Below are 23,491 nucleotides of genomic sequence, written 5' to 3'. Positions count from 1 at the left end.
TCAGCCCCTCGCACCGAAGACTGTGTTGATCAGCGCATTGAGCTGGTTCTCGATGAGACCCGCGCCGATATTGACGCCGAGCGCCCTGGCGAAGCCGAAATAAGCTGCCAGCGCCAGCACCAGGCCAAGCAGCGCGTCGCGCAAAGGATGCCGGCTGCCGAAACCGAAGCAAACCAGCACGAACATGATCACCGACGCCGCGGTGAAGCCGAGCGGCTGGATGAGAAGCAAGTTGGCGAGGAGGCCGGCGATCACGAAGCCCATCGACTTCCAGTCGGTGGGGGTTTCCTTCTCCTCGACCGGCTGCCAGCCGCCGCGAACCGCGGCAAGGATCAGCAGCAAGGAAAGCACGATCATCCCGAACATGGTGATGTAGGGAAAGACGGTCGGGCCGACCTTGGAATAAAGCGGCGACACCGGGATCGCCAGGGTCTGCCAGGCGACGGCACCGGCGCAGGCCAGAAGCCCGATGCCGATCAACAATTCGGGTACGGCCAGGCGCGGCGCTGGAGGCTGTTGTTCGCTGGTGCTCATGATCTCCTCCCGGATGGCCGACATCGCCGGCATCGCCGCAGTTTCAATGCTGCTCGGTCAGCTGTCATACCGGTCCGAAGGGAAACCAGGTCCCCTTCGGACCTTGGGCAGGCTGGAAATCAGGCGAGGCCGAGATCCTTGAGGATGGCGGCGATGCGGGTCGTATCTTCGGTCACGAACTTGGCGTAGTCGTCGCCCGTGAGCAGGATCGAAGTCCAGTTTCGGTTCTTGCATTCGGTCGCCCAGGCCTCGCTCTTGGCCATGGTCTCGATCAGCTTGATCATCGCCGCCTTGTCGGCATCCGAAACGCCGGGCGGGGCGAAGACGCCGCGCCAGTTGAACAATTCGACGTCGATGCCCGCTTCCTTGAGCGTTGGCGCGTCGATGCCCTCCTGACGCTTGTCGGAGGAGATGGCGAGCAGCCTGAGAGCGCCTGCTTTGATCTGCTCGGAGAATTCGCCGTAGCCGGAAATGCCTGCCGCGACCTGGTTGCCGAGCAGCGCCGACAGCGCCTCGCCACCGCCGGCGAAAGGCACGTAGGACAGGTTCGCGGCGGGCACGCCGGCCGTCTTGGCGATCAGGCCGAACAGGATATGGTCCGTGCCGCCGGCCGAACCGCCTGCCACCGGAACCTTCGTCGGATCTTCCTTCAGCGCGGCGACAAAGTCGGCCGCGGTCTTGAACGGCGAGTCCGCCGGCACGACCAGCGCCTCGAATTCGCCGGTGAGCCGGGCGATGGGCGTCACTTCGGTGAGATTGTTGGCGGCCTTGTTGGCGATAATGGCGCCGACCATGACCATGCCGGCGACCATCAGCGAATTGCCCTTCCCCTTCCACTGATTGACGAATTGCGGCAGGCCGACCGTGCCGCCGGCGCCGCCGACATTGGTGATCTGCGAGCCCGAGATCAGCTTTTCAGAGCGCAGCACCTGGTCGATCGTGCGCGCGGTCTGGTCCCAGCCGCCGCCGGGCGCTGCCGGCACGAAGATCTGGATCTGCGGCGCGTCCTGCGCAAAAGCCGGCGTGAGGTGCAATGCGGCGAAGCTGGCGGCGCCGACCGCGGCGGTGCTCGTCAAGAACTTGCGTCTGTTCAGCATGGGGATTCCTCCAAATCACGACACCTCCTCCGGTGCCTGCCAAGGCCGGGCCTGAGCGAAGACCCGCTTATCGAGTTCAAGCAATGTCGCCTCGTTCTGTCAATGGGAACGGCATTCTTCTAGACAGAACGCGTCCGACCGGCCAAAATCTGTTGTCCGGGTCGCTCCCGGATTGGAGCGACCATGAAATCACGGCAGAAATGACAGACACTCCCTCCAGCCCGCCGGCAAACGACGGAGTTGCCGCGCTCGACCGCGCGATCGCCATCCTCGATGCATTCACTTCCGCGGACCGCTCGCTTGGTTTGGCCGAGATCGCGACCCGCACCGGCCTCTACAAGAGCACGATCCTGCGGCTGGCGAACTCGCTCATGCGCGGGCAGTTGCTGGAGCGCCTGGAGGACGGGCGATACCGCGTAGGCCCGGCCACCTTCAGGCTGGGTACGCTTTACCAGCGTTCGGTCGTGGCGATCGACATCCTGCTGCCGATCATGCGGGACCTGTCCGACCACAGCGGGGAAAGTGTCGCTTTCTATGTCCGCGCAGGTGACGTGCGCACCTGCCTCTACCGGGTCGAGTCCAAGCATCCGATCCGCTACACGATACGCGAAGGCGACGTGCTGCCGCTGCTTGCGGGCTCCGGCGGGCGCGTGCTCGCCGCCTTCTCGGGCGAGCCGGGCGAGCCTTACGAGACGATCCGCAAAAACTGCTTCTATATCTCCCTCGGTGACCGGGACCCGCAGACATCGGGTGTTTCCGCACCCGTATTTGGACCGGGCCGGACATTGGTCGGCGCATTGACGCTCGCTGGTCCGAGCGCGCGGGTCGACCTGGCTTTCCTGCAGCGGATGCAGCGCCCGTTGCTCGAAGCCGCCGCGCGCGCCACGCGCGCTTTTGGCGAGCATTCGCCGTGGCCGCATGAAGCCAGTGTGAAGGCGGACACCGCCTCCCCGACTTGAGCGCCCGCATCATGGCCGCACCGGTATAGCGGCTTGACATACATATATCCCGCTGGTTATAGATCAATCAATAACCAATGAGTTATTGATTGCCATGTCGGCCACGCACGAAATGCTCTTCCGAACGCTTGCCGACCCGACAAGGCGCGCCATTTTCGAGTGTCTGTGCCGCCAGGGCGAGCAGTCGGTGGGCACGCTGACGGCGCAGGCCGGCGTCTCGCAGCCGGCGGTGTCGAAGCATCTCGGCCTCCTCAAGGAAGCCGGATTGGTACGTGACCGCCATGAGGGCCGGCAGACCCATTACAGCGCGCAGCTCAGCGCGCTGGCGCCGCTGATGGACTGGACGCGGGACATGGCCGGGTTCTGGGAAAGCCGGTTCGATGATCTCGAAAACCTGCTCAAAAGGATGGACCAATGAATGAAGTTTCGGTCGAGACCCGCTCCGTCGTCGTCGAGCGCGAGATCCGTCACCCGCCGGAAAAGATCTGGCGCGCGCTCACGCAACCGCATCTCATCGAGGAGTGGCTGATGAAGAACAACTTCAAGCCGGTTGTGGACCACCGTTTCGATCTCAGCGCGGACTGGGGTGCCGTCGCCTGCCGGGTCCAGACCGTGGAGCCCAACAAGACGCTGTCCTACACATGGGACACCAAGGATCTGGAGAGCGTCGTCACCTGGACACTCACCCCGACGAGCATGGGCACTCATCTGCGCATGGAGCAAACGGGCTTCCGCGCGGATCAGCAGTCATACTATCGTGGCGCCACCGTCGGCTGGCAGAGGTTCCTTACCGCCCTGGAAGATGTCCTGGCGCGGATCGACTGAAGGCCCGCCGAAGGGTCGGAACAACGTGACGAAGATTGCCCATTCTGCAGAGGAGGCGGCTTTGGACTGGAGCAAGTCGATCAGGCAGCTGCATCGCTGGTTGTCGATCATCTTTACGGTGACCGTGATTGCCAACTTCGTCGCCATGGCATTGGGCGAACCACCCGCCTGGGTGGTCTATTCGCCTCTGCCGCCGCTGTTCCTGCTGTTGTTCAGTGGGCTCTACATGTTCGTGCTGCCCTACGCCGCCAAACGGCGCGGCGCTCGCGCAGAGGCGGGTTCGGCCTGATGGGGAAGGCGAAATCGGCGAAGGTCGCCGCCAAGCCGGCGGGTGAGAAGCCGGTCCTGCTTTCCGGCGGCAACCCGCAGATTGCCAAAGGCTATGGAGACGCTCCTGTGCAGGCCTATATCGCCGCGATGCCGGGCTGGAAGAGCGAAGTCGGCCGACGTCTCGACGAACTTGTCATGGAAGCCGTGCCCGAGGTGCGCAAGGCCGTCAAATGGAACTCGCCGTTTTACGGGATGGAAGGCGAAGGCTGGTTTCTCGGCATCCACTGTTTTACCAGGTATATCAAGGTGGCGTTCTTCCGCGGCATGTCGCTCGAGCCCATTCCGCCCGTTGAGTCCAAGAGCAAGGACACACGTTATCTCCACATCCATGAGGGCGACCAGCTGGACGAAGCGCAATTCGTCTCCTGGGTAAAACAGGCGAGCCGGCTGCCCGGCGAACGCATGTGAACCGGTCTTGCATCGAAGCCAGAAGGAAAACAGATGAAAAGCGAATCGCAGGACAGCAGATCTCCTTCCGAGCTGATCGATGGCCGGATCGAGGAACTGGGCGACTGGAGGGGCGATATGCTCGCGCGGTTGCGCGCCCTGATCAGGCAAGCGGACCCGGACGTCACCGAGGAGTGGAAATGGCGCGGCGTGCCGGTCTGGGAAGACGCCGGAATGATCTGCACCGGCGAGACCTACAAGGAGGTCGTCAAGCTGACTTTCGCCAAGGGCGCGGCACTGCCCGATCCGACGGGTCTCTTCAACGCCAGCCTCGAAGGCAACACACGGCGCGCCATCGACTTCCGGCAAGGCGAGCAGGTCGATGAAGAGGCGCTGAAGGCTCTTATTCGCGCGGCCGTGGTCCTGAACAAGTCCAGGCTCAAGCGCTGATCCGAACGTCTGTCGCCGCCTATTCGCTGCCTCCGGCCTGCCTCTTCAACAGGATCGTCGGCTTTTCGTGATAGGTGGTCCGCAGGGTTTCGCGATAGCCGTTCCTTTCGGCCACCTTGAGCGATGCGCCGTTTTCGGGATCGATGATGCACACGGTGCTGGCCGGCCCGAACACCTCGTCTCCCCACGCAACGATCCGCCCGACGACCTCGCTGGCAAGTCCCTGACCCTGCGCCTCCGAGGCCAGCGCCCAGCCTGCCTCCGGCACACCCTCGATCGACGGCTCGATATCGCGCTTCAGATCATGGAACCCGGCCTCGCCGGCAAAGCGGCCCGTCTTTTTGTCCTCGATCGCCCAGAAGCCGTAGCCCAGCAGGGACCAGAGGCCCGCATGGCGCAGGAAGCGCATCCAGCTCTCCTCCCGGGTGCGCGGCTTGCCGCCGATGAAACGGGTGACTCCGGGATCGGCCCACATGGCGACATAGGTCTCGAAATCGTCGAGCGCATGTGCCCGCAGGATGGTCCGCGCCGTCTCCAGGACCGGAACGCCGGCTTGCTTGCTGTTCATGGATTTCGCCCCTGTTGAGCCCGCAGCGCTACGCAGGCTGGCGCAGCCGGACAAGGGCCAGCATCACCCAGGACCACGGGGCAGCCAAGACCTGACCGGCGCCGAGCGCGTCGACGTCTCGCGCATTCTGCCGCCTGCCCAGCCGTCTGGGAATTTTGAGCGACGATGCTACTCTTCGAACGATTCAGCCACGTCAGGAAGAGCGCATGGATACGACTGATCTTGTATTGGCCATTCTGCATCACCTGCTGGTGTTTTCGCTGGCCGGCATCATCGGCGCCGAATTCGTGCTGGTGCGCGGCGACTTGCCTGCCGCCACGCTGAAGCGCCTGGCCGGTATCGACCGCCACTATGGCATCATCGCCACGCTCATCGTGGTCGTCGGCGTCTGCCGGGTGTTCTTCGGCCTGAAGGGCTGGGAATTCTACGTCTACAACTGGGTGTTCTGGGCCAAAATGATCGCCTTCATCATCGTCGGGCTTCTGTCGATCATCCCGACCGTGCGCTTCATCTCCTGGAACCGGCAGGCGGGCGGCAATCAGTCCTTCTCGGTGCCGGCGGCCGAACTCGCCTCGGTCAAGACCTATGTCCGCGCCGAAGCCTTCATCTTCCTGCTGATCCCGGTCTTTGCTGCAGCCATGGCGCGCGGCTATGGCTACTGAGCCCGGAAGGTTGTGCAGCAGTTTCTCCGGAATTTGCGAGCAAACGAACCCTAAGCTCCGGCAGAAGGCGCCTCCTCCAGCGGCGCGATCGGCACCAGCGGCGCCGGCACGTCGGTGGTCTTCTCCTTCGACTTGCAGATATCGGCGATCACGCAGGCCGGGCAGTCGGGCTTGCGCGCCTTGCACACATAGCGGCCGTGCAGAATCAGCCAGTGATGCGCATGGCGCATATACTCGGCCGGGATGACCCTCAACAACCCCTGCTCGACCTCCTCCGGCGTCTTGCCGGGCGCTAGCCCGATCCGGTTGCCGATGCGGAAGATATGCGTGTCGACAGCCATCGTGTGCTGGCCGAAGGCGACGTTGAGCACGACATTGGCGGTCTTGCGCCCGACCCCCGGCAGCTTGACCAGTTCGTCACGGTCCTCCGGCACGTTGCCGCCGTAGTCGTCGATCAGCGCTTTGGAAAGCGCGATGACATTCTTGGCCTTGTTGCGCCAGAGCCCGATGGTTCGGATATAGTCGCCGACCTTGGCCTCACCCAGCGCCAGCATCTTCTGCGGCGTATCGGCCACCGCGAATAGCGGCCTCGTCGCCCTATTGACGCCGACATCGGTCGCCTGCGCCGAAAGCACCACCGCGACCAGCAGCGTGAAGGCGTTGACATAGTCGAGCTCGCCTTTCGGCTCCGGACGCTGCACCGAAAAGCGCCGGAAGATCTCATGCACCTCGGCAGCGCTGTAGACGGAGCGCGTCCTGCCCTTCAGGGGTCGCGCCCTCGGTCTCGCATCGATCGAGGCTGATGCGGAGGGCTTTTTGACAGGGGCGGGATTTTTGGACTTGGGAGGCGCCATTTCCTTCCTATAATATTACCTCATGAGCGACACAAACGCCTCGTACCAAGCCGACGAGCCATTCTTTCAGGCACTGCTCACGCCCCATCGTTCCCTCGGCCGCACCGGCTTCTTCATCCTGATGGCCGCGCTGCTGTTCGGCTGGGCGGTTACCGGCGCGATCTTCCTGGCGCATGGCGCATGGCCGGTGTTTGGTTTCTTCGGGTTGGACGTGATCGGCGTCTACGTCGCCTTCCGCCTCAACTACCGCGCCGCACGAGCCCGTGAGGAAATCTCCGTCTCGCGCACAAGCCTCGACATCCGCAAGACCGCGCCGTCCGGCCGCTCCGAAGCGCATCATTTCAACCCGTTCTGGACGCGGTTTTCGATCGCCCGCCACACCGAGATCGGCATCACCAGGATGGCGGTCGAGGCGCAAGGCAAGAGCGTTTCGATCGGCGGCTTCCTCAATCCGGACGACCGCGAGAGCTTCGCCTCCGCCTTTTCGCGGGCTTTGGCGACCGCCAAGGCGCGCTGAGACGCGCTCCAGCCGAAATCGAAGTCCATCGGGTATGCTCCCGGCAAGGCAAGTTTCGGGTGGTGATCGGCCGTCCGAACGGCGATATTCGCGCTCAAGGAGATAGACCGATGAACGCTCAAATGCCTGTCAAGACGACCGCGGTCCTGGAGAAGGACATCACCCCGGAAGGCAGCGACTACGAGATCGTGCGCCGCGCCATCGAGAAGATCAGCCTCGACTATCGCGACCAGCCCTCTCTCGAGGTTCTGGCGGCGGAAGTCGGCGAGACGCCCACCGGGCTGCAGAAGCTGTTCACCCGCTGGGCCGGGCTGTCGCCGAAAGCCTTCCTGCAGGCGGTGACGCTCGATCACGCGCGCAGGCTGCTCGATTCCGGCATGCCGCTGCTGGAGACCTCTTTCGAGCTCGGCATGTCTGGACCGGGACGGCTGCACGACCTGTTCGTCACCCATGAGGCGATGTCGCCCGGCGACTACAAGACCCGCGGCGCCGGCCTCACCATTCGTTATGGCTACCATATCTCGCCCTTCGGCATCGCGCTGATCATGGTCACCGATCGCGGCCTGGCCGGCCTCGCCTTCTGCGACGCGGGCGGCGAGCGAGAGGCCTTCGCCGACATGTCCGGCCGCTGGCCGAACGCAACCCATGTCGAGGATATGTCGGCGACCCAGCCTTATGCGGCGCGGATCTTCGATCCGGCGCTCTGGCGCGCCGACCAGCCGCTGCGCGTGGTGATGATCGGCACCGACTTCCAGCTGCGGGTCTGGGAAGCGCTGCTGCGCATCCCGATGGGCCGGGCCTGCACCTATTCCTCGATCGCGGCCAGCATCGGCGCGCCGAGCGCAAGCCGGGCTGTTGGCGCCGCGGTCGGCGCCAACCCGATGTCTTTCGTCGTGCCTTGCCACCGCGCCCTCGGCAAATCCGGAGCGCTCACGGGCTACCACTGGGGCTTGACCCGCAAGCGCGCCATACTGGGCTGGGAAGCTGGCCAGCTGGGATCCTGAGACCACGATCACGCCAATGATGTCGGCCGCCGGCGCGCAACCCACGTGATCTGGAACCCGACGGTCTTTGCAGCTAGCCTCCTGGCCAAGCATTTGTGTAAATGCAAACACTTGGAGTGAATCGGCATTCGATCGAAGGCTGAACGGCTCCTGCAGGAGGCGCTTCTTTGATCATCATTGTCGGCTCGATCAATCTCGACCTCATCGCCAAAGTCGACCGTTTGCCGGCACCTGGCGAGACGGTGCGCGGCTCCGGCTTCGTCACCGCGCCCGGCGGCAAGGGCGCCAACCAAGCGCTGGCCGCGGCTCGTGCCGGCGCCCAGGTGCGCATGGTCGGCGCCGTCGGCAAGGACAGTTTTGCCGGGGACGCCCTGGCGCTGCTCAAGGCCGGCAATGTCGATCTTTCCGGAGTCGGCGAGAGTTTTGCCTCCACCGGCACGGCGCTGATCCTGGTCGGCGCCGACGGCGAGAACGTGATTGCCGTCGTCCCAGGCGCCAACGACTCCTTGGTTCCTGGCGACCTCGCCAAGGCCTACCTTAAGAAGGGTGATGTCGTGCTGTTGCAGCATGAGATCTCGCTGCAGACGGTCGAAGCGGCACTCGACGCGGCACGGGAGGCCGGCGCCGTCAGCGTGCTCAACACCGCGCCTTTTCGGGCAGAGGCCGCCGGCTTTCTCGGCAAGGCCGACTATGCCGTCGCCAACGAGACCGAATTCGACCTCTATGGCGAGGCGCTTTCGCTCTCCGGAGACGACCGGCAGGAGCGCATGCGGGACTATGCCAGCAAGACCGGCAAGACCATTGTCGTCACCCTCGGCGGCGACGGTGTTCTGGCCGCTACCCCGGACAGTTTCCTGACCGTTCCGGCGCTGAAGATCACCCCGGTCGACACGGTCGGCGCGGGCGACACCTTCTGCGGCTATTTCGGCGCCGCCCTGTCGACGGGCCTGCCGCTTGAGAAGGCGCTGGCCCGCGCCGCCGCGGCCGGCTCGCTTGCCTGCCTCAAGCCCGGAGCACAGCCGGCGATCCCGCTGGCAAAGGATGTCGAGGCGGCTTTGGCGGTCGGGCGGTGACGGCCACCCGTCCCAAGACGAAGCATGCCGTGCCGCCGGCCGGCGACATCTGCCGGCTGTCCGCCGTGGCGCTTGCCGCCAGCATCAGACAACGCCAGTTTTCGGTGCGCGAAGTCGTCAGCGCTTTTCTCGACCGCATCGACGCCGTGAACCCGCTGGTCAACGCCATCGTTTCGCTGCGCGACCGGGCCGGCATTCTGGCCGAGGCAGAAGCGGCGGACGCCCGCCTGGCCGGCAACGGCGAGGTTGGATCGCTGTTCGGCCTGCCGATCGCCATCAAGGATCTGGCTCTGACGAAGGGGCTCAGGACGACGTTCGGCTCGCCGATCTTCGCGGACTTCATTCCGCAGGAGGACGACTTCTTCGTCGAGCGCATCCGCAGGGCCGGAGCCATCATCATCGGCAAGACCAATGTCCCGGAGTTCGGGCTGGGCTCCAACACCTACAACCCGGTCTTCGGCCCGACGCTCAACGCCTTCGATCCGGCGCTCACGGCCGGCGGCTCGTCGGGCGGCGCGGCCGTGGCGCTGGCGCTCGACATGCTGCCCGTCGCCGACGGCAGCGACTTCGGCGGCTCGCTGCGCAATCCCGCCGCCTACAACAATGTCTATGGCTTTCGCCCCTCGCAGGGGCTGGTGCCGGCCGGGCCCGACATCGACGTGTTCCATGCCCAGATGGGTGTCGAGGGGCCGATGGGCCGCAGCGTGCGCGACATTGCGCTGCTGCTCGACGAGCAGGCCGGCTATCACCCGGGCGCCCCGCTTTCGCACGACAGGCAGGGCTCCTTCCTCGAGGGCCTGCGGGCGAACGCGGCCGGCGGCCGCATCGCCTGGCTCGGCGACCTCGGCGGCCATTTGCCGATGGAGCCGGGCATTCTCGAGCTTTGCGAATCCGCCCTCGCGCGCTTGGCGGATGCATCCTTGGCCAGCGAGGCTCTGGTGCCGGATGTTGACTTCGAGGCCTTGTGGCAGGCTTTCGTCGTTCTTCGCCAGGCCAGCAGCGGCTGCGGACTGAAAGCCCACTACGACGATCCGGCCAAACGCAAGCTGCTGAAGCCCGAAGCGGTTTGGGAGGTGGAACAGGCGATGCGCCTGGCGGCGCCGCAGGTGCACGCCGCCACCGTCCGACGCTCCTCATGGCACCGCACGCTGCTGTCGCTGTTCGAACGCTTCGATCTCGTCGCCTTGCCGAGCGCACAGGTCTTTCCCTTCGACGTCACCACCCATTGGCCACGCGAGGTCGCCGGGCAGTCCATGGACAGCTATCACCGCTGGATGCAGGTCTCCGCCTTTGCCACGCTGGGCGGCTGCCCGGCGCTCAATGTGCCGGTCGGCTTCGATCAAAGGGGACGGCCGATGGGCATGCAGCTGATCGGCCGCCCGCGCGGCGATCTGGCCGTGCTCAAAGCCGGCGCTGCCTATGAAGCGACGCTGCCCTGGCCGGCAGGCGCCGTCTGAAAGGCTTGTCTCCGGTTCGCGCTGAGCTTGCGCCGGCAGCGGTGCCGTGCATTGATCCTGCCCGGCCGCGCCGCATCGCCGCCATCGAGGGAAGACCATGTCGCTGGAACTTTACGCCACCTATGTCGTCGCCTGCATCGTCATCATCCTGGTGCCCGGCCCCACCATCACGCTGATCATCGCCAACAGCGTCCGCCACGGCTCGAAGGCTGGTCTGGCCAATGTTGCCGGCACCCAGGCCGGGCTCGCGATCATGATCGCCATTGTCGGCATCGGCCTAAACACGCTGATCGCTGGCATGGGCCACTGGTTCGAATGGGTGAGGCTGATCGGCGCCGCGTACCTGATCTGGATGGGCGTCCAGATGTTCCGCGCCAAGGCCGCGCTCAATCCCGACGGATCGGCCAGGAAGCCGCGCGGCGGCTTCTTCCTGCAGGGCTTCCTGGTGGCGATTTCCAACCCGAAGACGCTGGTCTTCTTCGGCGCCTTCTTCCCGCAGTTCATCGCGCCGCAGGGCAATTATACGCTGCAGATCGTGGTCATGGGCCTGACCGCGATGGTCTTCGCGGCCATGTCGGATTCGACCTACGCGCTTGCCGCCGGTCGGGCCGGACGCATGCTCTCTGCCAGGCGCGTCAAGCTGCTGTCCCGCATCAGCGGCAGTTTCATGGTTGGGGGCGGGTTGTGGCTGGCATTCTCGAAGGCAAAGTAAGACACAACCCGCAGGCCTTCACAACAACACTTCTGATCCCCACATCATAGGCGCTGGGGGTCAAGCAAATGCTTAGCATCTACACTGAACTGCGCAAGAACGCCTTCGGCATTCTGCTGCTTGGCATGCTGTTTGCATTTGGTGCGTTCGACTTCATGCGCCAAGTGGCAAATGATGCAAGTCCCATCCGTTCAGTGGAGTCGTTGGGCGCTACAATCAAAAGCGTTCAGTGGGACAAAGGCTCTCCGATAACCTATGTGCTTTTTCTCGACAGCGGCGCCACGGTGCTCATCAATGAAGATCGGCCGCAGCTTATCGGCTCACACGCGAATATAGAACGCGTCACCCGCAACAACGGCTTCGTCTTCTACCGCTTTCCGGAATGAACGCGCGACAATGGCACCAAAAACCTTCGGCTGCTTACTGCATGTCGCCCAGAAGTGTGCAGCGGTCCTGGGGCAACGACATGCATCAAAGAAAGACTTAAAGCACGCCGGCCGAATCCTTTTCTGCGCGACACGCATTAAGCGGCCTTACAGCCGCCCCAGCCTCTCCAGCAACAGCGCAAAGAAACCGTCATGGTCAATGTCGCGCATCACCATGGCGTTCTTCTCTCGCTCGGTGACGCCCCACCAGTCGATCACCGTCATGCCCATGGTGAGCTCGGAGGTCGTCTCGACGCTGACGTTGCAGCGGCGGCCCTTGAACAGCTCCGGCTTGATCAGATAGGCGATTACGCAAGGATCGTGCAGCGGCCCGCCGTCGGTGCCGTATTTCTCCTCGTCGAAACGCTCGAAGAATTCCAGCATCTCCGCGGTCGCGGTGCCGACCTTGGTGCCGAGCTCGCGAAAGGCTTTGGTGCGCTTGGCCGTGGTCAGCGCCTTATGGGTGACGTCGAGCGGCATCATCACGATCGGAATGCCCGATTTGAAGACCATGTCGGCCGCATGGGGGTCGACATAGATGTTGAATTCGGCGGTGGGCGTGACGTTGCCGCCCTCGAAGAAGCCGCCGCCCATCAGCACGATTTCCTTGATGCGCGGCGCAATGCGCGGTTCGCGGATCAGCGCCAGCGCGATGTTGGTGAGCGGTCCGAGCGGGCAGAGCGTGATCGTGCCGCTGTCCTCCCGCATCAGCGTCTCGACGATGAAATCGACGGCGTATTGTTCCTGCAGCGGCATCGTCGGCTCCGGCAGCTGCGGTCCGTTGAGGCCGGTCTTGCCATGCACTTCCTCGGCGGTCACGGGCTCGCGGGCCAGCGGGCGGATGGCGCCGGCATAGACCTTGATGTCGCGCCGGCCGGCGAGTTCGCAGATCTTGCGGGCATTCTTCTGGGTGAGGCTCAGCGGCACGTTGCCGGCAACGGCGGTGATGCCGACGATCTCCAATTCGGAGCTGCCGAGCGCCAGCAAGATGGCGACGGCATCGTCCTGGCCGGGATCCGTATCGATGATGATCTTTCGTGACTGCGGCATTTCAATTCCTTTTGGGAGTCTTTTTTGGGCGGGGTTTTGGGTGGGATTTTGGGCGGGTCTATGACGGCTTGAACTTGATCGCGCGGCGGACCATATCAAGACCATCGGGAAAAATGCCATGCGGGTTTTTCCAGTTTATGTCGCTCTCGAGAGGACAGTGTAACATGAGCCGAATGACGCCCTTCTCCAGCCCGCTTCTCTTGGGCTTCGACGCGATGGAAAAGACCCTCGAGCGTCTGGCGAAGTCGGGCGACAGCTATCCTCCTTACAACATCGAGCGCCTGAGCGCGTCCGACGGCAACGCCGAAAGGCTGCGCATCACACTCGCGGTCGCGGGCTTCGCCGAAAGCGATCTCGATGTCACCACCGAGGAGAATCAGCTCATCGTGCGCGGCCGCCAGACGGACGATACCGAGCGCGAGTTCCTTCACCGCGGCATCGCCGCGCGCCAGTTCCAGCGCTGCTTCGTGCTGGCCGACGGCATGCGGGTGATCGGCGCGGAGCTGAAGAACGGGCTTTTGTCGGTCGATCTCGACCGGCCCGAGGCCGAGCGGCTGGTACGGAAAATAAACATATCGGTGAAAGACTGATCTTCGCCGATGGCTCTATGCGAGGCGGCCCTGAGCGGCGTTCTCGCGGCAAGGAGGCTTGAAATGACCAGAACTGACGAAACCCTTACCATGACCAGCGGCGAACTCGCCCATCTCGGCGAAGGATCGGTCGCTTATTTGAGGAAAGTGTCGAGCGACGATCTGCGCGGCCGCTTCCCCGGCCTCGAGGAAATCGCTCCCGGCCTGGAACTGTGGGCGTTGTTTGCCGCCAACGGCCAGCCGATCCTGCTTTCCGACGCCCGCGACCGGGCACTGGCGGGCGCGCTGGAGAACGATCTGACCACGGTCGCCATTCACTGACCTCAATCAATCTCTGAATTTGGGGCCTGAATTGGAAAGGGCCGCACGCGCGGCCCTTGCAAGGACTGATCCTGAAACCTCAAGCCGCGTGCGAAGCCTGCGTATCCGACAGCAGCGCATGGATCGCTACCGCGTCGCGCGTCCCTCTGATCTTGGCCACCGTGTCGGCATCGCGCAGCACCCGTGCGATGCGCGACAGCGCCTTGAGGTGATCGGCGCCGGCGCCTTCGGGCGCCAGAAGCAGAAACACCAGATCGACCGGCTGGTCGTCCAGCGCCTCGAAATCCACCGGCGACTCCAGCCTGGCGAACACGCCGGCGATCCGCTTCACCCCGGCCAGCTTGCCGTGTGGGATGGCGATGCCGTTGCCGACGCCCGTCGAGCCCAGCCGCTCGCGCTGCAGGATGGTGTCGAACACTTCCCGCTCCGGAATCCCCGAAATTGTTGCCGCCCTCTCCGACAACAATTGCAGAAGCTGTTTTTTGGAATTCGCCTTCAACGCCGGCATGATCGCCGGAACGCTGATGAGATCACTAAGATCCATGCTTGAAAAATCCCTTGCTCGCCTGCCGCGCCGGTCGTCGCCCCCTCGCGCGGCCGGCTTCTTTATCCCTGCGCGACTTTGGTCGTCGATGGATCGATCCAGCCGATATTCCCATCCGGCCGGCGGTAGACGATGTTGAGATGGTCGTTTCCGGCGTTGCGGAAAACGAAGACAGGGCTGTCCTTGGTATCGAGCTCGATGACCGCCGACGCCACCGACATGGTGCGCAAGGTCATGGTTGATTCGGCAACGATGACCGGAGCGAAATCCTCCGGAATGTCCTCCTCATCGTCGGCGAGCGGGGCCACCACGGTGTAGGCGATATCGGTGGGCTCCTCGCCGTTGCCGTTGCCGGCGTTGCGCGACTTCAGCCGGCGCTTGTAGCGCCTCAGCCGCGTTTCCAGGCGATCGGCTGCCGCCTCGAAGGCAAGCGTCGGATCCTGGGCGTCGCCCGTCGCCTGCAATGAAGCTCCGGAATCAAGCCGGATCATGCAGTCGGCCGAAAAACGCGACCCTGATTTGATGACCGTGACATGTCCTGAAAAACCCCGATCGAAATATTTCTCGATCGCCTCGCCGACGCGGTCGTTGATGCGTGTGCGGAACGCATCGCCGATGTCCATGTGTTTTCCCGAAATGCGCAGATTCATCTGAAAACTGACCTTCCTTGCTCAGGCTTCAAACTGTTCCGAGTTTATACCCGTGGCACGCGCGCACAAGCTTTGCGGCGGCGCGCGCGCCGATTTTAACCCTGAACTTTCCGGTTGATCACAAGTTGCCTTATTGGCCGTCCAAGACTTTCGCCTTGGCGGACCCGTCCGCGTGCGGCCATCAGGGCCCCGTCTCATGCGGGCGGGCTTCTAGCCACTTCATCGCGGCTTGTCAATGAACTGCGAAGCTGTGGAAATCCGGCAAAGCCGGAACGTTACCAAGGTCTGTCGAGATTCAGGTCAGGCCGAGACGAGCATGGGGTTTGCGGGAACCGGAACGGAGCACAGTTTTGGTCCGTGAGTACCAGAAGCGCGGAACACCAGCATTCGCAGGCCGGCATCACCTGAATCTCGATGGGCATTAGCGCCCTGCGTTGGCCAGCGCCCTCTTCTCGCGTCGCCGCTGGACCGAGGAAGGTATGTTCATTCCTTCCCGGTATTTGGCCACGGTGCGCCGGGCAATGTCGACGCCGCTCTCCTTCAGCATGTCGACGATAGCATCGTCGGAAAGCACGTCGACGGGCTTTTCCTCATCGATCAGTTGCTTGATGCGATCGCGCACGGCTTCCGACGAATGCGCCTCGCCGCCGGCCGCCGAAGCGATCGAGGCGGTGAAGAAGTAGCGCAGCTCGAACACTCCGCGCGGCGTCAGCATGTATTTGTTGGCGGTGACGCGGCTGACCGTCGATTCGTGCATGCCGATCGCGTCGGCCACCGTGCGCAGGTTGAGCGGCTTGAGGTGACGCACGCCATGGACGAGGAACGCGTCCTGCTGGCGCACGATCTCCGAAGCCACCTTCAAAATCGTCCTGGCCCGCTGGTCGAGGCTGCGCGTCAGCCAATTGGCGTTCTGCAGGCACTCGGCCAGAAAATCCTTTTCCGCCTGGTCCTTGGCATGGCTGGAGACACGGGCGAAATAGACCTGGTCGACCAGCACCCGCGGCAGCGTATCGGCGTTGAGCTCGACCGCCCAGCTGCCGTCGGCGGCCGCCCGCACCTCGACGTCGGCCACGATGGCGTCGCTCGCGCCACCTGAAAACGCCATTCCGGGCCGCGGATCGAGCGCCCGGATCTCCGCCAGCATGTCGAGAAGGTCTTCCTCGTCGACGCCGCAAATCCGCTTCAGGGTCTGGAAATCCCGCCGTGCCAGAAGCTCGAGATTGGCAACCAGCACCTTCATGGCCGGATCGAGCCGGTCGCGCACGGCAAGTTGCAGCGACAGGCATTCGGCCAGGTCGCGGGCAAACAGGCCGGCCGGCTCGAAGCTTTGGCACACCTCCAACACCCGCGCCACAGCCGCTTCGTCAGCGCCCAGCCGCGCGGCGACTTCCTTCAAGTCGACTCGCAGATAACCAGCTTCGTCGAGGCCATCGGCCAGTTCCCCGGCGATGAAGCGCGCTGCCGGCGCGTGGAAGGCAAGGGCGATCTGCTCGCCGACATGCTCGCGCAGCGTGGCCGCGCTGGCGGCCATGTCGCCGACATCGAACCCCTCCGACGACGAAGCGCCGACGCCGGATCCGGAGGCCGACTTCCATTGCGCCGTCAGGTCGGGACCGAGCCGTTCACGGGTGCCAGGATCGTCGGGGAACAGGTTTTCCAGTGAAGAATCGAGTTTTTCCGAGATCGCCTCGGCGCTCCACTCCGCCTCGCTCTCGAACCAGTCGCCGTCGGCGCCAGGCTCCGAAGCGGCTTCGCTCTTCTGCTCGGGTTCGCTCGCCGCATCATCCTGCGGCTCGGCACGCTCGAGCAGAGGATTGCGCTCGATCTCATCGTCGATGAAGCGTTCCAGTTCGATATGGGTGAGTTGCAGCAGCCGGATCGACTGCATCAGCTGCGGCGTCATCACCAGCGACTGGGACTGTCTGAGCTGCAGTTTGGCCGCCAGCGCCATGGTTTGGTTCAAACGCCTCGTCTATGCATCGGACTGTGCCGAAGCAGAATTTGCCGACCGGGAATAGAAACTGGCCCGGCTTTTGCTTGTCAAGGCAAACGCTAGCAAAGGCCGCTTACCGGAGCGTTATCTGCGGTCGGAATCGCGAGCAAGGAGTCGAAATCCGCCGGAATCACCCGGAACTGTATCTTACGCTCAGAGCGTAAAGCCCTCGCCGAGATAGAGGCGCCGGACATCGGCGTTGGCGACGATCTCGTCGGCGCGGCCATGCGTCAGCACCTGGCCGGCATGGATGATGTAGGCGCGGTCGATGAGACCGAGCGTCTCGCGCACATTGTGATCGGTGATCAGCACCCCGATGCCGCGCGCGGTGAGATGGCGCACGAGTTGCTGGATGTCTGCAACCGCAATCGGGTCGATGCCTGCAAACGGTTCGTCGAGCAGCATGTAGGCCGGGCGCGTCGCCAATGCGCGCGCGATTTCCAGGCGGCGTCTTTCGCCGCCGGAGAGCGACAGCGAAGGCGCCTTGCGCAAATGGCTGATATGGAATTCCTCGAGCAGTTCGTCGAGCGAGCGCTCGCGCTCCTTGCGGCTCTTCTCGACCACTTCCAGCACGGCGCGGATGTTTTGCTCGACGCTGAGGCCGCGGAAGATCGAGGCTTCCTGCGGCAGATAGCCGATGCCGAGGCGGGCGCGGCGATACATTGGCATCGAGGTGACGTCAAAGCCGTCGATCTCGATCGTGCCCTCGTCCACCGGCACCAGGCCGGTGACCATGTAGAAACAGGTGGTCTTGCCGGCGCCGTTGGGCCCAAGCAGACCGACGGCCTCGCCGGCCCGCACGCCCAGCGTCACGCCGCTGACGACCTTGCGGCCCTTGTAGCTCTTGGTCAGGCCCTTGGCGATCAGGGTGCCCTTGAACTTCGCCTTCTCGGCGCTGACCGTGGCCGGCGCAGCCGGCTTGCCGGCCGCCCGCCCCGGGAGTCGGGCCAGCAGCGATGATACGCCGGCCATTACTTGTTCGCCGCTCCCTGCTTCTGGGGCGTGAACGACATCATGACGCGCTTGCCGCAGCCGTCGACATTGCCGAGACCGCTCTTCATCTGCACCGTCAGCTTGCAGCCCTTCAGCACATTGTCGCCCTGCGACAGGACGACTTCGTTGCCGGAAAGCACGAGCACCTGCGTCTTCATGTCGAATGTGCCGGTGTCGCCGGTAGCGATCTGGTCGTTCGATTTGATGTAGACCCTGTTCTCGACCACCAGGTGATCGATGTTGCCGGCGCCGGTCATTGCCGATGCACCGGCCGCCGCGCCCTTGGGCGCGTTGGGATCCTTGACATAATAGACCGTCATCTTGCCTGCCTTGAGCAGGGTCGGCCCCTGGGTGACCGTGACGTTGCCGCTGAACACGGCCACGCTGTCGGCCTGCCGGACCTCCAGCTTGTCGCTCTCGATCTGGATCGGCTGGTCGCCGGACAATTTCAGGCCGGGCATCTGGCTGGTCGCTCCCGACTGCGCAAGCGCGGACGCCGCACCCAGCAACAGCAGCGCTAAGGACGCGCCTGGAAGCCGTGCCGCACTACTGGGACGCATTCTGCTCTCCGCTCTTTGCCTCTGCCGCCTTCAGGCTGGCCGGATCGATGTTGACGCGCACCCGGTTCTCGAAAACGACGAGCTTGCCATTGTCCTGGACCGACAACGAGTCCGCGGTAATGCGCGACCCGCCTCGGCTTACATCGACCGGTTTGTCGGTCTTCATAGAGCCTTTGCCCATGTCTAGGAAGACCGATTTGAACGTGGCCAGCATGCCGTCGCTGGTCCTCACCGTGACGTCGCTGGTGAGGTCCATCGTGTTGGCGTCGCGGTCGTAGATGCCGTGTGCGGCGTCGACCGACACGACGTTGTCGGCGGCCACCGGCAATTTGGCGTTGATACCTTCGAGATCGATGATTCCTTGCTTGCCGACGTCCTGCGTCGCCCTGGTCGCCGTCAACGAGTAGGGCAGCTTCTGCTTGGTGAAGCCGTTGAGCTTGGGATTGGCCATCACCAGCTTGCCGTTGGAGAACGCGCTGCCGTCTGCCTGCACCGAGACCGAAACTGGAGCGGCAAGATAGGAATAGACCGGGAAAGCGACCGCAATGGCGGCCGCAAGCAGCGGCACGGCGAATTTCAGCACGCGCACGCGGCGCGAATGGCGCTGCGCCCGATCGAAGGCATCGCCCCGCGTGCTGGCCGGCCCCTCGGCAGCCGGCACCGTCTCGGCATCGCTCGTTTTTTCAGATCGCGCCAACATGACTGTTTCTATGGAGCCCTTGCCCGCCAAACACCGCCTATAGGTGGTATGCCGGCCCCCGCACGCAAGCACAAGCGGAGGAAAACTGCAAAAATATGACACCCGCCGCGGCAGAACCGCGACGGAATTCGACAGAACCTACTACCCTTCATAGCAGATAGGGACCGGCAGCGTTAAATTTTCGTGAAAGCGTGGTGACGGTAGGTGACGGCTTCGGTCAGCCAAGGTCCGTTCAGGAAACGGTAGCCGGGCGCGGGCGGTTGCTTTAAAAGCGTCCTTTCCCACCCATTGTGAGGCTGATGATGGCAATGAGAGCCGACGACCTGATCGACCGCCGCCGCTTGCGCCGCAAGCTGACGTTTTGGCGCGTGGCCGCGTTTGTCGTCCTGGCGGCTGCGCTGATCGCCTTTTCGGCATGGGTCTACGATGACGAGTTCGCCGGCCAGGCGGTCAATCACATCGCCAGGGTCAAGATCGAAGGCACCATCACGGAAGACGATGAACTGATCAAAAGGCTGGAGGCCATTCGTCAGTCCTCGACGGTGAAAGGCGTCATCCTGTCGATCGATTCGCCCGGCGGCACCACGGTCGGCGGCGAATCGATCTATGAGGAAGTGCGCAAGCTTGCCGGCGAAAAGCCGGTCGTGGCTGAGGTCGGGACGCTCGCGGCATCCGCCGGCTATATGATTGCCAGCGCCGCCGACCACATCGTTGCCCGCAAGACCTCCATTGTCGGCTCGATCGGCGTGCTGATCCAGTATCCCGATGTCAGCGGCCTGATGGACAAGCTCGGCATCAAGCTCGAGGAGGTGAAATCCTCGCCGCTCAAGGCTTCGCCTTCGCCTTTCAAGCCGACCAATGACGAGGAGCGCGCCATGGTGCGCAAGCTCATCCTCGACAGCTATGACTGGTTCGTCGGCATCGTCGCCGAACGCCGCAAGATGACGCGCGAGCAGGCGCTGGCGCTTGCCGACGGCTCGATCTTCACCGGGCGCCAGGCGCTCGCCAACCATCTGGTCGACGCGGTCGGCGGTGAGACCGAAGCCGTCAACTGGCTGGCCAGCAAGGGCGTCGATGCCAAGCTGAAGGTCATCGAGTGGAAGGACAAGGACAGGCGCGGCAGTTTCCTGTTCTCCGAATCCATGGCCAAGACCATGGCCCGCGCGCTCGGCCTCCCGGATGCCGGTGGCGACCTCATCCACGAGCTTGGTGCCGACCGCATGTTTCTTGACGGTCTCGTTTCGGTCTGGCACCCTTGACGCCCGTTGGGATGAGTGAAAAAAGCAAATAAAATCATCCTGATAATTGACCGCAGTGGTTTACGGGGAACGTACTTATGATCAAATCCGAACTTGTGCAGATCATTGCCGCGCGCAACCCGCACCTTTTCCTGCGCGACGTCGAAAACATCGTCGGCGCGATCTTCGACGAGATCACCGACGCGCTTGCCGAAGGCAACCGGGTGGAATTGCGTGGCTTCGGTGCCTTTTCGGTGAAAAACCGCCCCGCCCGCACCGGCCGCAACCCGCGTACCGGCGAGTCCGTCGAGGTGGAGGAGAAGTGGGTACCGTTCTTCAAGACCGGCAAAGAGTTGCGTGAAAGGCTGAACGGCGGCAAATAGGCGCGCCGCCGGCCGGGGTCGAACGAGGCCACTTCGGCAGTGCCCGCCTTTCCATGGGAAACCAGATGTTCAATCGCTTCATGCTCGTCGTGGTCTTCGTGCCGCTAGCCGTCATTCTGATCGCGCTCGCCGTCGCCAATCGCGGTCCGGTCGCCTTCACGCTTGATCCGTTCAACCCCGGCAATCCCGCTCTCACGCTGACGCTGCCGCTCTTCATCTTCCTGTTCCTGGCGCTTGCCGCCGGCATGATTGTCGGCAGCATGGCGACCTGGGTGAAGCAGGGCCGCTATCGCAAGCTGGCGCGCCAGCGCGGTATCGAGGCCGAGAACCTGCGCCAGGCGGTGAGTCGCGCGCCCGCGGCGCCGCCGAGCGGTCCCGCCTTGCCGAAGCCGACGAATTGAACGGCATCTCGCTGCCACGGAGCCTCCCATGCTGACCATTTCGGCCGCCGAGGTTGATCAGGCTCTGACCTTTCCAGGCCTGGTCGAGACGCTGCGCGCAGCTTTCCGCGAGGGCGCCGTGCAGCCCGTTCGCCACCATCACACGGTCGAGCGGCCCGACGGCGCCGCTTCGACGCTGCTGCTGATGCCGGCCTGGACCGACCTCAACGCCGCCGGCACCTCGGCTGGCGGCCACATCGGCGTCAAGATCGTCACCGTGTCGCCGGACAACAACGCCATCGCCAAGCCGGCCGTGATGGGGCTCTATCTTCTGCTCGACGGCGTCACCGGCGAGCCGGAGGCGCTGATCGACGGCCAGCGGCTGACGCAATGGCGCACCGCCTGCGCCTCGGCGCTCGCCGCCTCCTATCTTGCCCGCAAGGATGCTTCCAGGCTGCTGGTGGTCGGCGCCGGAGCGTTGTCGCCCTTTCTCGCCAAGGCGCATTCGGCGGTGCGACCGATCAGTTCCATCCGGATCTGGAACCGCACGCCGGCCAATGCCGAGAAGGTGGCGGCCGCCCTGCGCGCCGAGGGGCTTGCCGCAAGCGCTGGCGGCGACCTCGCCGACGAGCTTGGCGAAGCCGATATCGTCTCGTCGGCCACCATCACCAGCGAGCCCCTGATCAAGGGCGCGCTGCTGAAGCCGGGCACCCATGTCGACTTGGTGGGCGGTTTCACGCCGACCATGCGCGAAAGCGATGACGACGCCATTTCGCGCGCCCGCGTTTATGTCGACACCCGCGCCGGCGCCACCAAGGAAGCCGGCGACATCGTCCAGCCCTTGGTTTCCGGTGTCCTGAAGCCTGAGGCGATCATCGCCGACCTGCATGAATTGGCGCGCGGCGAGAAACAGGGCCGGCAGAGCGACGGCGAGATCACGCTGTTCAAGTCGGTCGGGGCGGCGCTCGAAGACCTCGCCGCCGGCATCGCCGTCTACAAGGCGCTCAAAGCTAAGGGAGTAGGGGAGTAAGGAAACTCAATGCCTACTCCCCTACTCCCCTACTCGAACGGCCAGTACACCCGCAGCCGATGCCCGTCGGGATCGAGCGCGACGAATGTGCGGCCGAAATCCAGATCCACCGGCGCCTGCAGCATCTTCAGGCCGCGCCCGGTCCAATCGGCATGCATGGCATCGACAGCATCCGCATTCTCGACTGCAAGCACGAGTTCACCGCCTCCGCCTGCGGCAGCCGCCGCCGGCTCCACGGCGTGGCGCGACCAGAGCCCAAGCTTGAAACCCTTGTCGAGCACGAACATCACGAAGGTCGGCGAGGCCTCGACCGGCGCGCGTCCGAGCAGCGAGGCGTAAAACGCACCGCTCCGCTCGGGGCTGTCGACATAGAGGATGACGAAGTTGGGCGTATTCATGTGTGATCTCCAAGGGGTGTTTCGACCTTGGTGACCTTAGAATACGATGCTGTCAGATTCTGGCAGCAGCGATCAACGAGCAGAGGCGTTCAGGCCTCGCGACCCGGCTAAACTTTGTTATCCGGTTTGTCGATCGTCCTCCGCCATTCCTTGAGCATTGCCTGGCGGCGGCGCGGATAGCGGATGTCGGTGGCTGTCAGATTGGACATACGGTCGGCGCGGAAATGCCGGAAGTCCTGGCGCGTCTCGCACCACGCAGCCATCACCCGCACCTTGTCGAAGAATCCGAGCGCGAACGGCCAGACCATGCGCTGCGACGCCGCGCCGCCGGCGTCACGATAGCGAAAGCCGAGTTTGCGCTCTCTGCGGATCGCCTCGCGCACGACGCCAAGATCGATGGCCTCGGCGCCTCCAGCGGGCGGGCCGACCAGCAGCGTCGTGGCGTCGAGATTGTCACGCAGATCGTCGGGCAGCACGGCCGCGATCTTGGCCAGCGCGTCGGTCGCCGCAGCCGCAAGCCGCTTGTCCGGCTGCCTGGCGACCCAGCGCGAGCCAAGCACGATGGCCTCGATCTCCTCGTCCGTGAACATCAGCGGCGGCAGCATGAAGCCGGGCTTCAGCACGTAGCCTAGCCCCGCCTCGCCTTCGATCGGCGCTCCCTGCCCCTGCAGCGTCGCGATTCGCGATAAACCGTGCGGATCGAGATTTCCATCTCGCCGGCAAGCATGCGGCCGCTCACCGGCCGGCGGTGGCGGCGCAGGATCTGGACCAGGTCGAGCAGGCGTTGGGAGCGGGACATCTTTTCCA

General features: G+C 64.0%; 31 protein-coding genes and 1 pseudogene. 19 read left to right on the top strand and 13 right to left on the bottom strand.

Annotated features, from left to right (window positions below):
• Both EJ074_RS22205 and EJ074_RS22200 read right to left on the bottom strand, forming a co-directional pair.
• The gene (locus EJ074_RS22205; protein WP_095804902.1) at positions 1-534 is read right to left on the bottom strand and encodes a tripartite tricarboxylate transporter TctB family protein; all 534 of its coding nucleotides are present in this window, start codon (positions 532-534) and stop codon (positions 1-3) included.
• A gap of 119 nt (positions 535-653) precedes the next feature.
• Complete coding sequence (locus EJ074_RS22200; RefSeq protein WP_129553793.1) at positions 654-1,631, bottom strand: tripartite tricarboxylate transporter substrate-binding protein; 978 nt, start codon at positions 1,629-1,631, stop codon at positions 654-656.
• 200 nt (positions 1,632-1,831) lie between these two features.
• Between EJ074_RS22200 and EJ074_RS22195 the strand changes: the two genes are divergently transcribed.
• The 6 genes from EJ074_RS22195 to EJ074_RS22170 all read left to right on the top strand — a co-directional run bounded on the left by EJ074_RS22195 (position 1,832) and on the right by EJ074_RS22170 (position 4,582).
• On the top strand, positions 1,832-2,590 hold the full coding sequence (locus tag EJ074_RS22195; RefSeq protein ID WP_095804312.1) for an IclR family transcriptional regulator: 759 nt from the start codon (positions 1,832-1,834) through the stop codon (positions 2,588-2,590).
• Positions 2,591-2,684: 94 nt separating this feature from the next.
• The gene (locus tag EJ074_RS22190; protein WP_095804313.1) at positions 2,685-3,008 is read left to right on the top strand and encodes a metalloregulator ArsR/SmtB family transcription factor; all 324 of its coding nucleotides are present in this window, start codon (positions 2,685-2,687) and stop codon (positions 3,006-3,008) included.
• A complete protein-coding gene (locus tag EJ074_RS22185; RefSeq protein WP_095804314.1) occupies positions 3,005-3,415 on the top strand; it encodes an SRPBCC domain-containing protein in 411 nt (136 codons plus the stop codon). The genes EJ074_RS22190 and EJ074_RS22185 overlap by 4 nt, the downstream gene beginning before the upstream one ends.
• 61 nt (positions 3,416-3,476) lie before the next feature.
• Complete coding sequence (locus EJ074_RS22180) at positions 3,477-3,704, top strand: hypothetical protein (protein ID WP_095804315.1); 228 nt, start codon at positions 3,477-3,479, stop codon at positions 3,702-3,704.
• Positions 3,704-4,153, top strand: coding sequence for a DUF1801 domain-containing protein (locus EJ074_RS22175; RefSeq protein ID WP_095804316.1), 450 nt, complete (start codon positions 3,704-3,706; stop codon positions 4,151-4,153). The genes EJ074_RS22180 and EJ074_RS22175 overlap by 1 nt, the downstream gene beginning before the upstream one ends.
• Before the next feature lie 33 nt (positions 4,154-4,186).
• Positions 4,187-4,582 (top strand): DUF1801 domain-containing protein, encoded by a 396-nt coding sequence (locus tag EJ074_RS22170; RefSeq protein WP_095804317.1) that lies wholly within the window; start codon positions 4,187-4,189, stop codon positions 4,580-4,582.
• A gap of 19 nt (positions 4,583-4,601) precedes the next feature.
• Here EJ074_RS22170 and EJ074_RS22165 read toward each other — a convergent pair whose 3' ends face one another.
• Positions 4,602-5,150: a GNAT family N-acetyltransferase gene (locus tag EJ074_RS22165; protein WP_095804318.1), complete on the bottom strand. Its 549-nt coding sequence runs from the start codon at positions 5,148-5,150 to the stop codon at positions 4,602-4,604.
• A gap of 206 nt (positions 5,151-5,356) precedes the next feature.
• Between EJ074_RS22165 and EJ074_RS22160 the strand changes: the two genes are divergently transcribed.
• Complete coding sequence (locus EJ074_RS22160) at positions 5,357-5,812, top strand: DUF2214 family protein (protein WP_095804319.1); 456 nt, start codon at positions 5,357-5,359, stop codon at positions 5,810-5,812.
• A 50-nt stretch (positions 5,813-5,862) separates the two neighbouring features.
• Here the strand turns inward: EJ074_RS22160 and nth are convergent, their stop codons facing one another.
• A complete protein-coding gene (gene nth / locus EJ074_RS22155) occupies positions 5,863-6,666 on the bottom strand; it encodes an endonuclease III (protein WP_095804320.1) in 804 nt (267 codons plus the stop codon).
• A 22-nt stretch (positions 6,667-6,688) separates the two neighbouring features.
• Between nth and EJ074_RS22150 the strand changes: the two genes are divergently transcribed.
• The 6 genes from EJ074_RS22150 to EJ074_RS22125 all read left to right on the top strand — a co-directional run bounded on the left by EJ074_RS22150 (position 6,689) and on the right by EJ074_RS22125 (position 11,815).
• The gene (locus EJ074_RS22150; RefSeq protein ID WP_095804321.1) at positions 6,689-7,183 is read left to right on the top strand and encodes a DUF2244 domain-containing protein; all 495 of its coding nucleotides are present in this window, start codon (positions 6,689-6,691) and stop codon (positions 7,181-7,183) included.
• 110 nt (positions 7,184-7,293) lie between these two features.
• Positions 7,294-8,187: a methylated-DNA--[protein]-cysteine S-methyltransferase gene (locus tag EJ074_RS22145; RefSeq protein WP_095804322.1), complete on the top strand. Its 894-nt coding sequence runs from the start codon at positions 7,294-7,296 to the stop codon at positions 8,185-8,187.
• 167 nt (positions 8,188-8,354) lie between these two features.
• Positions 8,355-9,260 carry a ribokinase gene (locus EJ074_RS22140; RefSeq protein ID WP_095804323.1) on the top strand — a complete coding sequence of 302 codons (906 nt, stop codon included), beginning with the start codon at positions 8,355-8,357 and terminating at the stop codon, positions 9,258-9,260.
• Positions 9,257-10,717, top strand: coding sequence for an amidase (locus tag EJ074_RS22135; protein WP_095804324.1), 1,461 nt, complete (start codon positions 9,257-9,259; stop codon positions 10,715-10,717). The genes EJ074_RS22140 and EJ074_RS22135 overlap by 4 nt, the downstream gene beginning before the upstream one ends.
• 97 nt (positions 10,718-10,814) lie before the next feature.
• Entirely contained in the window at positions 10,815-11,429 is a 615-nt protein-coding gene (locus EJ074_RS22130) for a LysE family translocator (RefSeq protein ID WP_095804325.1), read from the top strand.
• Between the two features lie 68 nt (positions 11,430-11,497).
• Positions 11,498-11,815, top strand: coding sequence for a hypothetical protein (locus EJ074_RS22125; protein WP_095804326.1), 318 nt, complete (start codon positions 11,498-11,500; stop codon positions 11,813-11,815).
• 147 nt (positions 11,816-11,962) lie between these two features.
• Here EJ074_RS22125 and EJ074_RS22120 read toward each other — a convergent pair whose 3' ends face one another.
• Positions 11,963-12,904: a nucleoside hydrolase gene (locus EJ074_RS22120; RefSeq protein WP_129553792.1), complete on the bottom strand. Its 942-nt coding sequence runs from the start codon at positions 12,902-12,904 to the stop codon at positions 11,963-11,965.
• Positions 12,905-13,068: 164 nt separating this feature from the next.
• On the opposite strand from EJ074_RS22120, the gene EJ074_RS22115 reads away from it, so the two are divergent.
• Both EJ074_RS22115 and EJ074_RS22110 read left to right on the top strand, forming a co-directional pair.
• Positions 13,069-13,494: an Hsp20 family protein gene (locus EJ074_RS22115; protein WP_095804328.1), complete on the top strand. Its 426-nt coding sequence runs from the start codon at positions 13,069-13,071 to the stop codon at positions 13,492-13,494.
• A 63-nt stretch (positions 13,495-13,557) separates the two neighbouring features.
• Entirely contained in the window at positions 13,558-13,815 is a 258-nt protein-coding gene (locus EJ074_RS22110) for a DUF1150 family protein (protein ID WP_095804329.1), read from the top strand.
• 79 nt (positions 13,816-13,894) lie between these two features.
• On the opposite strand, the gene ptsN is transcribed toward EJ074_RS22110, so the two are convergent.
• The 6 genes from ptsN to lptC form a co-directional block, all read right to left on the bottom strand.
• Positions 13,895-14,359: a PTS IIA-like nitrogen regulatory protein PtsN gene (ptsN, locus tag EJ074_RS22105; RefSeq protein ID WP_095804330.1), complete on the bottom strand. Its 465-nt coding sequence runs from the start codon at positions 14,357-14,359 to the stop codon at positions 13,895-13,897.
• A 62-nt stretch (positions 14,360-14,421) separates the two neighbouring features.
• Entirely contained in the window at positions 14,422-15,009 is a 588-nt protein-coding gene (raiA, locus tag EJ074_RS22100) for a ribosome-associated translation inhibitor RaiA (RefSeq protein ID WP_095804331.1), read from the bottom strand.
• Between the two features lie 421 nt (positions 15,010-15,430).
• The gene (rpoN, locus tag EJ074_RS22095) at positions 15,431-16,960 is read right to left on the bottom strand and encodes an RNA polymerase factor sigma-54 (protein ID WP_095804903.1); all 1,530 of its coding nucleotides are present in this window, start codon (positions 16,958-16,960) and stop codon (positions 15,431-15,433) included.
• 195 nt (positions 16,961-17,155) lie between these two features.
• A complete protein-coding gene (gene lptB, locus EJ074_RS22090; RefSeq protein ID WP_095804332.1) occupies positions 17,156-17,974 on the bottom strand; it encodes an LPS export ABC transporter ATP-binding protein in 819 nt (272 codons plus the stop codon).
• A complete protein-coding gene (locus EJ074_RS22085) occupies positions 17,974-18,555 on the bottom strand; it encodes an LptA/OstA family protein (protein WP_095804333.1) in 582 nt (193 codons plus the stop codon). Before EJ074_RS22085 ends, lptB begins: the two co-directional genes overlap by 1 nt.
• Positions 18,542-19,255: an LPS export ABC transporter periplasmic protein LptC gene (lptC, locus tag EJ074_RS22080; RefSeq protein WP_095804334.1), complete on the bottom strand. Its 714-nt coding sequence runs from the start codon at positions 19,253-19,255 to the stop codon at positions 18,542-18,544. The genes EJ074_RS22085 and lptC overlap by 14 nt, the downstream gene beginning before the upstream one ends.
• 302 nt (positions 19,256-19,557) lie before the next feature.
• Here lptC and sppA point away from each other — a divergent pair, with 302 nt between their 5' ends.
• The 4 genes from sppA (at position 19,558) to EJ074_RS22060 (ending at position 22,286) form a co-directional block, all read left to right on the top strand.
• Complete coding sequence (gene sppA / locus EJ074_RS22075) at positions 19,558-20,514, top strand: signal peptide peptidase SppA (RefSeq protein WP_095804904.1); 957 nt, start codon at positions 19,558-19,560, stop codon at positions 20,512-20,514.
• 77 nt (positions 20,515-20,591) lie between these two features.
• Positions 20,592-20,876 carry an integration host factor subunit beta gene (locus EJ074_RS22070; protein ID WP_027165368.1) on the top strand — a complete coding sequence of 95 codons (285 nt, stop codon included), beginning with the start codon at positions 20,592-20,594 and terminating at the stop codon, positions 20,874-20,876.
• A 65-nt stretch (positions 20,877-20,941) separates the two neighbouring features.
• Complete coding sequence (locus tag EJ074_RS22065; RefSeq protein ID WP_095804905.1) at positions 20,942-21,277, top strand: DUF1049 domain-containing protein; 336 nt, start codon at positions 20,942-20,944, stop codon at positions 21,275-21,277.
• Positions 21,278-21,305: 28 nt separating this feature from the next.
• The gene (locus EJ074_RS22060) at positions 21,306-22,286 is read left to right on the top strand and encodes an ornithine cyclodeaminase family protein (RefSeq protein ID WP_095804335.1); all 981 of its coding nucleotides are present in this window, start codon (positions 21,306-21,308) and stop codon (positions 22,284-22,286) included.
• Between the two features lie 29 nt (positions 22,287-22,315).
• On the opposite strand, the gene EJ074_RS22055 is transcribed toward EJ074_RS22060, so the two are convergent.
• On the bottom strand, positions 22,316-22,684 hold the full coding sequence (locus EJ074_RS22055) for a VOC family protein (protein ID WP_095804336.1): 369 nt from the start codon (positions 22,682-22,684) through the stop codon (positions 22,316-22,318).
• A 107-nt stretch (positions 22,685-22,791) separates the two neighbouring features.
• Positions 22,792-23,483, bottom strand: a pseudogene (locus tag EJ074_RS22050) (YafY family protein).
• Positions 23,484-23,491 lie beyond the last annotated feature (8 nt).

Source organism: Mesorhizobium sp. M3A.F.Ca.ET.080.04.2.1 (genome assembly GCF_003952525.1).
Classification (GTDB): Bacteria; Pseudomonadota; Alphaproteobacteria; order Rhizobiales; family Rhizobiaceae; genus Mesorhizobium.
This window is presented reverse-complemented; position numbering and strand designations above follow the sequence as displayed.